This window comes from Hyphomicrobiales bacterium (genome assembly GCA_039989895.1).
Lineage (GTDB): Bacteria > Pseudomonadota > Alphaproteobacteria > Rhizobiales > JACESI01 > JACESI01.
Map to the genome: position 1 here is coordinate 246855 of JBDXGY010000005.1, position 11882 is coordinate 258736.

The 11882-nt window shown below is 47.5% G+C and carries 10 protein-coding genes; 9 read left to right on the top strand and 1 reads right to left on the bottom strand.

All coding sequences use genetic code 11. The annotated features are described in order from the left end of the window. Positions 1-380: 380 nt before the first annotated feature. Positions 381-983 (bottom strand): sigma-70 family RNA polymerase sigma factor, encoded by a 603-nt coding sequence (locus tag ABJ081_06005; protein MEP6356217.1) that lies wholly within the window; start codon positions 981-983, stop codon positions 381-383. 216 nt (positions 984-1199) lie between these two features. On the opposite strand from ABJ081_06005, the gene ABJ081_06010 reads away from it, so the two are divergent. The 9 genes from ABJ081_06010 to ABJ081_06050 all read left to right on the top strand — a co-directional run bounded on the left by ABJ081_06010 (position 1200) and on the right by ABJ081_06050 (position 11778). Then, complete coding sequence (locus ABJ081_06010; protein ID MEP6356218.1) at positions 1200-2420, top strand: cation:proton antiporter; 1221 nt, start codon at positions 1200-1202, stop codon at positions 2418-2420. Positions 2421-2458: 38 nt separating this feature from the next. Further along, complete coding sequence (locus ABJ081_06015) at positions 2459-4069, top strand: glutamate synthase-related protein (protein MEP6356219.1); 1611 nt, start codon at positions 2459-2461, stop codon at positions 4067-4069. A 38-nt stretch (positions 4070-4107) separates the two neighbouring features. Continuing rightward, positions 4108-4443, top strand: a complete 336-nt coding sequence (locus tag ABJ081_06020) for a hypothetical protein (GenBank protein MEP6356220.1) — start codon at positions 4108-4110, stop codon at positions 4441-4443. Continuing rightward, positions 4440-5498 carry a Rieske 2Fe-2S domain-containing protein gene (locus ABJ081_06025; GenBank protein MEP6356221.1) on the top strand — a complete coding sequence of 353 codons (1059 nt, stop codon included), beginning with the start codon at positions 4440-4442 and terminating at the stop codon, positions 5496-5498. The genes ABJ081_06020 and ABJ081_06025 overlap by 4 nt, the downstream gene beginning before the upstream one ends. A 1-nt stretch (position 5499) precedes the next feature. Next, complete coding sequence (locus ABJ081_06030) at positions 5500-6261, top strand: hypothetical protein (GenBank protein ID MEP6356222.1); 762 nt, start codon at positions 5500-5502, stop codon at positions 6259-6261. Further along, positions 6258-6515: a hypothetical protein gene (locus tag ABJ081_06035; GenBank protein ID MEP6356223.1), complete on the top strand. Its 258-nt coding sequence runs from the start codon at positions 6258-6260 to the stop codon at positions 6513-6515. Before ABJ081_06030 ends, ABJ081_06035 begins: the two co-directional genes overlap by 4 nt. A gap of 85 nt (positions 6516-6600) precedes the next feature. Then, entirely contained in the window at positions 6601-8577 is a 1977-nt protein-coding gene (locus ABJ081_06040) for a thiamine pyrophosphate-binding protein (GenBank protein MEP6356224.1), read from the top strand. Positions 8578-8607: 30 nt separating this feature from the next. Then, positions 8608-10392, top strand: a complete 1785-nt coding sequence (locus tag ABJ081_06045; protein ID MEP6356225.1) for an ATP-binding protein — start codon at positions 8608-8610, stop codon at positions 10390-10392. Beyond that, entirely contained in the window at positions 10393-11778 is a 1386-nt protein-coding gene (locus tag ABJ081_06050; GenBank protein ID MEP6356226.1) for a sigma-54 dependent transcriptional regulator, read from the top strand. Positions 11779-11882: the final 104 nt, after the last annotated feature.

An 11882-nucleotide genomic window follows, 5' to 3' on the forward strand; every position in this document is an offset into this window, starting at 1 on the left:
TTCCGTAATTTCACTTACAAATCAGTGCCTTTTTTAATGATCCCAAGCTGATAACGTTAAACAAAAGTCAGATGCAGCATACTAACTGTCTCTTGCCGCAATAATAGCATCTATTAAGTCCTCAGGGGCTTCTGGAAGAGACAATGTCGTGTCATTCATAGCTTTCTTCATTAACTCCATGGAAGTGCGATAGCTGGCTAGGTACTCACGGCATTCACGACATAACTTGAGATGGAGTTCAAAAATAACTCGTTGATTTCTGGGAAGATCACCTTCGATATATGCAAGTATAAAATCTTCAAATTCCTCACATGTGATCATATAAGGGAGTTTGAACATTATGCCGTGCACGCGGCGTATCAATGACTGTGGTTTGTGTTTCACAAAACGTGCCTTCTCATCAATGGCTCAAGGAGTTTCTTTAAAGCCGCACGAGCGCGATGTAATCTTACTTTCACGTTCGATTCACTTAAATTAAGCTGCTCGGCAACCTCAGTAGTCGTAAATTCTTCTATATCGCGCAGAATTAAAATAATTCGGTACTGGTCGGGTAGCAAATTTATTTTCTCCATAACTTTTGCTGCAGTTTGAGATTTTTCCATTAACAGTTCAGGCGTATCGATAGTATCCCATGGTTCTTCGATGCGACACTTATTCTTATCAAATATAGGTAACAATTCATCTAACGAATCTTCGTTCAGGCGTGATCTTTTCCTGACAACCATCAATGTTTCATTGATAACAATGCGGTGCATCCAAGTTTTAATTTTCGACCGACCTTCGAATCCAGCCAGTCCGTCAAGAATTTTACCAAATGCGGTCTGAACGACATCTTCCACTAAGCTGTGGTCGCGCAGAATTCTGAATGCTACCGCCATCATCCATGGAGTGTTTTCTTTCACAAAATGGCGAATTGCCGTAGAATTGCCATCACGGATACCGGAAATATCTCCACTAACTTCAGGGCAGTTTGATTCCGACATATAAGTATAATTCTTCCCAAGAACCCAAAACAGCAGCAGTCAGCTGGCCATTACTTAAAATATAATACCGCTCAAATGACAACCCCGCTTCACATTGCAGTCTGAAGTTTTAAATGGCAATGTGTAACCTTAATGTGTCATCCTGCATCATAAGAAATATGCATTTTGCCATCAACAACAGATAATTGGATATATTCACAGGATAGTAGCACACAAATGACAACGTCACTTCTCATTACCTGCCTCTTTACTGCTTGCTTCTGCATGGTTGCTAAACGGCTGTCCACGACTGTTTTAACAGCTCCTATGCTGTTTATTGCTTTCGGTTTGATCATGTCGCATGCTGGATTATTCCCCCTTGGTGAAATGGAAGAAACACTTCATCTTGTTGCTGAAATTGCGCTCGTGATATTGCTGTTTTTGGATGCTGCTAAAACAGATATTGCTGCATTGCGCGTGCGATTTGTTTGGCCAGCGCGGATGCTGCTGATCGGGTTGCCTTTGTCTATTGTGTTTGGAAGCATGGCGGCATGGTTGCTTTTACCAACATGGCCGCTTGTGGCTGTTGTCCTTGTTGCGGCTATTTTTGCGCCAACGGATGCAGCCCTTGGGCAAGCGGTTGTTTCAAATCCGATTGTGCCGGATCGTGTGCGCAGAGCCTTGACGGTAGAAAGCGGCCTGAATGATGGTTTGGCGCTTCCTGTCATATTACTATTTGCAAGCCTAACAGCAAACGCAGTGGATGCGGGGGATACAAATTGGCTGTTGTTTGGTGCCAAACAATTGGTGCTTGGCCCATTAGTAGGCGCTGCTGTTGGTCTGATGGGCGGGGTTGTTCTGCTTTGGGCAAAAGATAGAGAGTTCACGGCAGATGTGTATGAAGGCGTTGGTGCCATTGCAATGGCGCTTGCCGCTTATCTTGGCGCAACGGCAATTGGTGGCAATGGTTTCATTGCGGCTTTCATTGCAGGCCTCTGCTTTGGCGGCATTGTTAAAGACAGATGCAAGTTCATATTTGAATTTACCGAGAGCGAAGGCCAAGGCCTTACATGGGGGGCATTTTTTCTACTTGGTCTGGTGCTCGTACCTGATGCGATTGCGCATTTATCATGGTCTACACTCGCGATCATTCTGGTCAGCCTTTTTATTGTGCGACCACTCGCTATCTGGTTATCCCTTATGGGCACTGATGCATCCCCTTTAACCCGTATTTTCTTTGGCTGGTTTGGCCCGCGCGGCTTGGCTACAGCTTTGTTTGCACTCATGGTTGTTGGGGAAATTGATTCAGAATTCGCTGAACCTATTTTGCACCTTGCCGTTAATGCGGTATGGATTAGTGCGCTCCTTCATGGTTTAACAGCCGTACCGGGCGCAAACTGGTATGCCGCCCGTGTCAAAGCTCTGGGCAAATGTGCAGAGACCAACTCAAATCACTGAACGACCGATTATCAAGATTAAGACAATAGGAAAGCCTCATGAAAAAAATCGCCATTGCAAAACTCGACGATATCAAAGACCGAAAGCCTGCCCATGCATTGGTGGCGAATGTTGATCTTGTTATCGTGAGAATGGATGAAAAAATTTCTGTGATGTACGGGCGCTGCCTGCACAGAGGCGCGCTGATGTCTGATGGATTTGTCAAAGGTGACAACTTGATCTGTGGCGTCCATTATTGGGATTATAAAGTCGAAACCGGCATCTCAGAATATGACAATAAAGAAGTGCTGCCAAAGTTTGAATCATGGGTGGAAGGCGGCGAAATTCTTGTCGACGAAGATGAGATTGCCGCTTGGTGCAAAATAAACCCACAGCCGTTCAACCGCGATGAATATCTGGGCCAATATGCAGATACCGCTCACGGGACAGAAGAAGAGCCTTATACGGGCCTCATTCAGCAATATGCCCGCGATGGTCTTTCAAAAACTGGCCATCACGGCAAAGTTGACGCAATGGGCGTGCCGCGCAATCAATTGCCAGACTGGGATGACATTCAGCTATTGACCGCTCAATTACAAACGCCACCGCTGCTCGACGACGATGCCGTTGGTACTGAAGTTATTATTGGGCCAAACGCTAAAAAGCCGCTGAAGCTTGATATTCCACTGTTTGTTTCTGATATGAGCTACGGCGCTTTATCTGAGCCTGCAAAAATAGCGCTAGCGCGCGGCGCAGAGCTTGCCGGCACCGGAATTTGTTCCGGTGAAGGCGGCATGTTGCCGGAAGAACAAGAGGCCAATTCTCGTTATTTCTATGAGCTGGCCTCTTCGCGTTTCGGCTTTGGCTGGGATAAAGTAGCAAAGGTGCAAGCGTTCCATTTCAAAGGCGGACAAGGTGCAAAGACTGGCACTGGCGGTCACTTGCCGGGCAACAAGGTTAAAGGTAAAATCGCGGAAGTGCGCGGCCTTAACCCCGGGGACGACGCCATTTCGCCATCGCGTTTTCCAGACTGGACAGAAACAAGTCAGATCAAAGAATTCGCAGATGAAGTGCGGGAGCGCACTGGCGGTATTCCGATAGGCTATAAACTGTCAGCCCAGCACATCGAGAAAGACATTGATGCGGCCCTAGAGGTTGGTGTCGACTACATCATCTTGGATGGTCGTGGCGGTGGCACAGGTGCAGCACCTATTATTTTCCGTGACAATATTTCTGTGCCTACAATCCCGGCCCTAGCAAGAGCGCGACGGCACCTCGACAAGTCAGGCAATGATAATATCACGCTTGTGATCACAGGCGGGTTGCGCAAACCAGCTGATTTCATCAAAGCCTTAGCACTGGGGGCGGATGCAATTGCCCTATCAAATTCTGCCATGCAGGCAATTGGTTGCATCGCCATGCGTGCCTGCCACACTAACAACTGCCCTGTGGGCATCGCGTCACAAAAACCGCATCTAGTAAACCGGCTGGAAATTGAAAAATCTGCCCGCCAATTAACAAACTTCTTTGAAGCGTCCGTAGAATTGATGCAGGTGATGGCTCGTGCATGTGGGCATGACCACCTTTCTAAATTCTGTCATGAAGATTTAACGACATGGAAAAAAGAGATGAGTGAATTATCTGGCGTATCTTTCGGTGGAATATCATGAACGCAGCAGAAGCCATACTATATTACTTGGAAATTTGGATGCTTATCGGAGCTGTGATTGCCCTTGTATTTTTGACAATCGGCATCGACCGTTTCGATGAAGACGCACAAGGGGCTTATGCTTTCAGGCCTCTACTCGTGCCTGCTCTTCTTGTTATATGGCCGCTTGTTTTATGGCGCTGGTTTGTTTTGGAGACAGGGCGTGATCAATGGCAAAGTCGACATAAGCCACCGCGCAATGCTCATTTCTGGGTGGCTATTGTTTTTGCTGTTTCTATTCCCGTGATCATCATGGTAGGTCTGGCTCAACGTCAGATTTGGCCAGCAGATTTCACACCGCAAAAAATCTCTCAAGAGTCGGATCAAAACCAATGAGCGTCAAATATATCCCTGTCCAGTGGAACCCAAATAAATGGAAATACAATGCCATTATGCTGGCGAGTGTTTTTGCCTATTTGTATGCATTTATTTACATCACGCCGGATTTGATGGGCAATGAAGGGCGCATTAATGGACAGGTTCATAATGCACGTGCCTTCGGCTCCTGCGCTTTTTTGATGTTGAGTGTTATTTTGTGTATTGGCCCTCTCGCTCGTATTGATAAGCGCTTTTTGCCTTTGCTTTATAATCGGCGTCATTTTGGTGTGATGACCGCTTTTGTCGGCATTACGCATGCCAGCTATATAGTGAATTGGTATTTCGCCTTTTCGAAATCTGACAAATATGAAGCTCTCTTATTTGCCAACACGAGCTATGGACAACTGGCCGGTTTTCCGTTTGAGGCTTTTGGCATTTTTTCCCTCACGTGCCTCATTATACTGGCTGCAACCAGCCATGATTTCTGGCTTAAGTTTTTTACACCGCGTATCTGGAAATACACCCACTATCTGATTTACGCGGCCTATATTTCCGTGGTTGCCCACGTCAGCTTTGGTATTTTGCAGGATCAACAAAATCATACTTTCACGTTGATTTTCATCATTGCAGCTTTGATTGTCGCGGCTCTCCATCTTTGGGCGGCCTTTCATGAGCGCAAACATGGCGACCCGCTCGTTGATAGAACAGCCGAATGGGTCAAGGTTTGTGATCTATCCGACATGCGCGAAGGCTATGCTAAGATTGCACAGCTGTCTGACGGAGAACGTGTGGCTGTTTATCTGCAAGAGGGAAAGCTATCGGCAATTTCTAATGCCTGTGCGCACCAAAATGGTCCGTTAGGTGAAGGCAAAGTGATTGATTGCTTTGTCACCTGCCCATGGCATGGTTTCCAGTACAATGTAACGGATGGCAGGTCTCCTGCTCCTTTTACCGAAATGGTGCCGACTTATCGTGTCAGCATTCAAGGGAATGCCGTGATGGTTGATCCCAATGCAAATCCGCCAGGGACCTATGTTGAACCGGTTCCCTTCACAACAGCAGGAGCGCAATAAAATGAATGATGCAAAAGCACCCTTTTTTGTCGGCTATTTAGGCATCCCGAAAGGCTTAAAGGTTTTTCTCCTATTTATCTCAATCATGCTGCTTTCCGGCTTTGCGACCAGTGCCCTTCTTATTGGTGCGACACAGGACGATCCTGGAAAGGCTGGTTTCCGGTTTGACTTTGGTCGCCAGACAGTCACCGGCATAATTCAAGATAAACCCTATCCTCTTATCTATGTAACCAAGGGCAACGAGCGCATTAAGACGGGACAAACCCTCATGCTGTCTGGTTCAGGAAAAAGAGGCGCTATGAAAGCCGTCAAAAAGCGCACGGGCGAGCTTGCCGAAGTGACAGGCATCATTTTACGGCGCGGCGATATTGATATGCTGCAACTTGTGGGTGGCAAAAAAGGCTTCAAGCCATTATCTGAAGCGGCAGAGATTCCAGCAAGTGTGCCTTTGGGGCGCTGGAAAATTCAAGGCGAAATTTGTGATGGAAAATGTATTGCCGGCGCGATGAATCCTGGGCGGGGTCTTGCTCATAAAGCCTGTGCTAACCTGTGCCTTGAAGGAGATATCCCGCCAGTTTTTGTGTCAACGCAACCCATTGAAGGTTCGGAGTTTTTATTGGTTGGTGATGCAAATGGCAAACCGCTTAGAAGACAGCTTTACGATTATGTTGGCCAATTTGTAGAGATCGAGGCCAACATTGAACGGCGTGGCGATTTGTTGGTTGTTCTTGTTGATCCTGCAAATGTGAGTGTTGTCAAATGAAGCGATTCATAAGTCTCATCATAGTCGCGTTCACTGGCTTTGTGCTGTTTTACGTTTCACGATTTTGGGCCTTTAGCCTTTGGGATAGACCGGGGCTCTTTGGCTGGAAAGAATTAACACCCAAAGGCGGACTTGTCGCCAAATGGGTGCGCGGAACGGAGCTTGCTCCTTTTGAGTTGTTAGTCTGGGCTATAGGAGTCTTTCTTGTGCTGACAGCCCTTCAAAAAGGGTTCGATAAATTTAGTAAACACTAGGCCACCTGCATGATCATGCAAAAGCCGAGTGATAAAATAACAAAAACGCTTTAAGAGCGTTTCGTTTTGGGTGCAGGAGAGAAGAATGACTAAAGAAAGCTTGGAATGGATAAGCGTCGGAAACGTATCTGATCTGCCTGAGGGGCGCGTCAAAACCGTCACAGCCCGGACGATCTCCATGTGCCTTTCTCATTTCGATGGGCAATGGGCCGCCATGGACAACCGCTGCCCCCACCAAAATGGGCCGCTGGGTGAAGGGTCTATTGAAAAGGGTGTCGACGGCAAATGTTGGATACGGTGCCCCTGGCATGGTTGGGATTTTGACCCACTCACCGGTGCTCCTCCAGGGGGGCATGAAGACACAGGCCAGACGCTTTATCCCATCGACATTCGTGATGGTGAAATTTTTGTCGGCCTTGAGCCAGAGCCGCCGCGTGAACGCACGGTAACAGATGCCATGGCTGAGACCATGGTGAACTGGGGTGTCAAACGGGTCTTCGGCATGGTGGGCCACTCAAATCTTGGCCTGTCAGAAGCGATCCGTCAGCGCGAAAATGCGGGCGAGTTGAGCTTTGTCGGCATTCGCCATGAAGGTGTTGCGGCTTTTGCTGCTTCTGCTTATGGCAAACTAACAAATAAACCAGCAGCCTGTCTTACGATTGCAGGCCCCGGTGCCACCAATTTGCTAACCGGCATGTGGGACGCCAAAGTAGACCGCGCGCCGATTCTCGCCCTAACGGGTCAAGTTCAAACACAGGTCTTCGGTCCCGGAGCTTTTCAAGATATTGATCTGAAATCAGCCTTTGATGCCGTTGCCAAATTTTCGCAACCGGTACTCAGCACATCCAAGCACACAGAACTGATGTCTCTTGCCTGCAAGACCGCGCTTGTGGAGCGTGATGTGGCGCATCTGATTTTTCCTGATGATATACAAACTGATCCAAGTGATGCGCCAGCTGGAGACGCCGAAGGCCGGCTTGGCGGGACAAAAATTATCCCGAGCGATGATGATATCGCAGCCGCTGTTCAATCGATCAAAGAGGCCTCACGTCCGATTATCGTGATTGGCCATGGTGCGGTGGACGCGCGTGAAGCTATTATTGAATTTGCTGAAAAAATTGGCGCTCCGGTTTTAACAACCTTTAAAGCCAAAGGGTTGATTGCGGATAATCATCCAAATGCAGGCGGTGTTCTGGGTCGCTCTGGCACGCCAATTGCCAGCTGGTTTATGAATGAGGCTGATCTTATCATTGCCCTTGGTGCATCATTTTCAAATCACACGGGCATTGAACCAAGCAAGAAGATCATTCAGGTTGATTTTGAACGCATGCAGCTTGGTAAGTTCCATCCGGTTGATCTGCCAATCTGGGGTGAATTGAGCGCTTTTTGTGAGGTAGTTGCACCAAAACTTAAAAACCATAAGCCTGCAGTTGATCAAGTTTCAGAATTAGCGGACCGCTGGAAAATATGGCGCAAAGAAAAAGAAAGACGCCTATCGGAAACCGGCGACAAAGGCATCCATTCGGTTTCTATTTTTAATGTCCTTTCCAAATTGTGCCCTGATGACGCAATCATTGCTTGTGACGTTGGCAATAACACCTATTCCTTTGGCCGATATTTTGAGACCAAAGGCCAGCGCGTATTGATGTCTGGCTATCTTGGCTCCATCGGTTTTGGTTTCCCGGCAGCCATCGGCGCATGGGCAGCAACGCAGGATTTTGAGGAATATGCAGGACGCAAGGTGATCTCGATATCGGGCGATGGCGGCTTTGGCCAATATCCAATGGATTTCACAACGGCTGTTAAATACGGCATGAATATCACCCATATTCTGCTCAACAACCATGAGCTTGGTAAAATCTCGAAAGAGCAAAAAGCAGGTGAATGGGAGGTCTGGGCAACGGATCTGCATAATCCGTCTTTTGCTGCCTTTGCCCGTCTTTGCGGCGGCCATGGGACACGCGTCACCGAGACATCCCAAATTGAGACTGCAATTGCGGAGGCGCTCGCTTATGATGGGCCTTCACTTGTCGAAATCATGACGGATGCAGAATTGGTCTAAGTCATGGAAGCCTCTAGTTTTGAGTAATTAATGCAACCACGCCTCATTCTCACTATAGCTTTTTTGTGCGCGCTTATGTTGGGTGCTGTTTGGGGTGTGGGAACTGTGTCAACGACAGTGGCCTTATCTCAACTGGAGAAATCTTCTTCCGAGCGGGTGCGGCTTTATCGCACCACTTTGGAAAACGCTCTTTCACGCCTACGCCACCTTCCCCTTGTCATCTCACGACATCATGCGGTTGGCGCCTTGCTTTTGGGGCAAGACGTTCTTCAAGATGTACGGGATTATCTTACGACAGCTGCCACGGCTTCTGATGCCAGTGTTATTTATTTGCTCGACCCCAGTGGGAAAACAATTGCTTCAAGCAATTGGTCTAAGAAGGAGAGTTTCGAAGGTCATAATTACGGCTTTCGCCCCTATTTCAAAGATGCTCTCGATGGGCGTGAAGGTCGCTTTTTCGCTGTTGGTGTGACAACAAAAAGACCGGGTTATTTTATCTCCCGTGCCATTTATACTGACGATATAGAAAAGACTATCCTTGGTGTTGTTGTTGTCAAAGTTGAGCTGGAAGCCCTGCAAACCACATGGCGGGACGGTGGCGAAAAAGTCATGGTGTCCAATGCTGAAGGCATTGTCATTTCCGCTTCCAACAAAAACTGGCTCTACCGAACACTCAACCCTCTATCACATGAGGTCCGTGAGCGTTTGATCGCCAATCGTACCTTTACCAAACAATCCATTAAACCTCTTGAGATTACCTACCAAACATTGGCGGCAAGGCCTGTCATGCATTTCAGCGACGGTGAGCGGTATTTTGATATTCGATCAAAGCTGTCTGAGCATGAATGGACGATGCATTATCTTGCCAATGCGCGCCCAATTATCTCAGCCCGCTGGATTGCCATGGCTTTTGCCGCAGGCACCATTTTATTCTTTGGGGTGGCCCTACTTTATTATAGGGAAAGATTAAGGAAAAAAGCCCTTGTTCGCGAAGCACAAGATGCAACCCGCATCAAACAAATCAATACCGAATTAGCGGGTGAAATTGAAGTCCGCAGACAGGCCGAATCTGATCTACAAGCCGCACAAGAAGAACTGATATTAGCCAGTAAAATGGCCGCTCTTGGGCGCATGTCAGCGGCCATCGCCCATGAAGTAAACCAGCCCATTTCAGCAATCAGAACATTTGCATCCAGCGGAAAACTTCTCATAGAACGGGAAAATTACAATGCGGCAGAGCAGACATTCAATGATATTGCAGATGTCATTGCGCGTCTATCGACCATCACGGGTGACTTGAAACTCTTTGCACGAACCACAAATGAGCAAACTGCACTAGTTTCATTGCATGATGCTATTCGTGCAGTCTTTAAAACATTCAAAAGCGAATTTAAAGACAGCAAAGTCGAGATTATTGAAGAGATGACAGAAGAGGCGATGATTGTTACCGGCAGCGAGCATCGTGTTGAACAAGTGTTATCAAACATCATCCGCAATGCGCTTGATGCTATGTCTGATAAACAAGAAAACCCACGCCTTAAAATATCACTTTTGAGAGAAGAAGAAGAAGCCGTTTTGCGCATTGAAGATAACGGGCCTGGTATTGCCAGTGATGTACTTGAACATGTGTTTGATCCTTTCGTCACAACCAAGCCTGTTGAACAAGGTGTCGGTCTGGGTCTTGCAATTTCATATGGGCTGATCGAAGATATGGGCGGAACGCTGAGAGCGCGTAATGTTGAAGGTGGCGCAGTTTTCTCGGTCCGTCTCAAACTGGCAGATGAAGCAAAGCACGCTCTGAGGGCAGCGGAGTAAATGACCAAACCAATTATTTTAATTGACGATGAAAAGGCTATGCTTCGCTCGCTCGAGCAATGGCTTAATCTTTCCAATTTTTCTGTCAGTGCTTTTTCTAATGCGCGCACGGCATATGAAGCGCTCACAGCGGATTTCACAGGTGTTATTGTGAGCGATATCAAAATGCCTGACATGGATGGCTTGGCGCTGTTATCTGCTGTGAAAGAATTAGACGCAGAAATTCCTGTTATTTTAATGACAGGCCATGGTGATGTGCCAATGACGGTCGATGCCATGAAGCGGGGTGCTTATGATTTTTTGGAAAAACCATTCTCGCCGGAAAGACTTGCTGAAATTGTCACGAGAGCTTTCGAGCAGCGCACGCTGTTATTAGAAAACCGACGTCTCAAAAAGCAGCTTGCTGACTCTAGTGGATTATCGCGCTATCTGATCGGCGAGAGTGGCGTGATGCGTGATCTGCGTAGTGAACTGGTGCATCTGGCCGCTACAGATGTGAATGTCCTGCTGCAGGGCGAGACGGGAACCGGCAAAGAACTTGCTGCACGCGCCCTACATGACTTTAGTCGCCGCGCACCGTCCCCCTTTCAAGCCATTAATTGCGGCGCAATCCCCGATGATTTGTTTGAGAGTGAGTTCTTCGGCCATAAGGCAGGCGCTTTTACAGGCGCTGGCGATGCGCGTATTGGTGCATTTGAATATGCACGTGGCGGCACTGTGTTTCTTGATGAAGTTACCAGCCTGCCCCTCCCCATGCAGGTAAAATTACTACGGGTTTTGCAAGAAAGAAAAGTACAACGCCTTGGTGGCAATGCGCTGGTCGATATTGACGTGAGAGTAGTGGCGGCGGCCAATGAAAATATATCAGAAACCGTAGCATCCGGACGGCTTCGCGATGATCTTTATTATCGGTTGAATACCATCGAGCTGCATATGCCGCCATTGCGCGAGCGCGGCGATGATATCCTTCTCTTATTTGAATATTTCGTAAGTCTGGCAGAAAAACAGTTTGAACAAAGTGCGGATGATCTCATGGCGTCTGACATGGCCGCATTAAAGGCACACGCATGGCCCGGCAATGTTCGCGAATTGAAAAATATTGCCGAACGGTTTGTCTTGTCACGAAGCCATGGTGTAGGCGATCTTGAGCGGCTTATTCATACCAAAGCGCACAGTAAAAAAGACATAAATGCCACTTGTTCACTGGCGGAGCAAACAGCCCGCTATGAAAAGTCTTTGATCGAGCAATCTCTTAAGCAGCATGAGGGTAATATTAGCGCTGTTATGGATGATTTATCTGTTCCGCGCAGGACGCTAAATGATAAAATGAACCGCTATGGACTTGAACGAGATACGCTAGATCATAAGCGAAAACCTGCCGATTAAACTATGCCACCGGCATAATATTGCTCATAGATGCTCTTTTAGACGTTAATCAACCTACAAAACAAGCGTGACAAGCGACTAGATGATTGGCATAGTCCTTGCTA

Excerpts from the sequence above, each read along its gene's own strand:
- ABJ081_06005 (MEP6356217.1), bottom strand. The coding sequence starts at position 983 with ATGTCGGAATCAAACTGCCCTGAAGTTAGTGGAGATATTTCCGGTATC.
- ABJ081_06010 (MEP6356218.1), top strand. The coding sequence starts at position 1,200 with ATGACAACGTCACTTCTCATTACCTGCCTCTTTACTGCTTGCTTCTGC.
- ABJ081_06015 (MEP6356219.1), top strand. The coding sequence starts at position 2,459 with ATGAAAAAAATCGCCATTGCAAAACTCGACGATATCAAAGACCGAAAG.
- ABJ081_06020 (MEP6356220.1), top strand. The coding sequence starts at position 4,108 with ATGCTTATCGGAGCTGTGATTGCCCTTGTATTTTTGACAATCGGCATC.
- ABJ081_06025 (MEP6356221.1), top strand. The coding sequence starts at position 4,440 with ATGAGCGTCAAATATATCCCTGTCCAGTGGAACCCAAATAAATGGAAA.
- ABJ081_06030 (MEP6356222.1), top strand. The coding sequence starts at position 5,500 with ATGAATGATGCAAAAGCACCCTTTTTTGTCGGCTATTTAGGCATCCCG.
- ABJ081_06035 (MEP6356223.1), top strand. The coding sequence starts at position 6,258 with ATGAAGCGATTCATAAGTCTCATCATAGTCGCGTTCACTGGCTTTGTG.
- ABJ081_06040 (MEP6356224.1), top strand. The coding sequence starts at position 6,601 with ATGACTAAAGAAAGCTTGGAATGGATAAGCGTCGGAAACGTATCTGAT.
- ABJ081_06045 (MEP6356225.1), top strand. The coding sequence starts at position 8,608 with ATGCAACCACGCCTCATTCTCACTATAGCTTTTTTGTGCGCGCTTATG.
- ABJ081_06050 (MEP6356226.1), top strand. The coding sequence starts at position 10,393 with ATGACCAAACCAATTATTTTAATTGACGATGAAAAGGCTATGCTTCGC.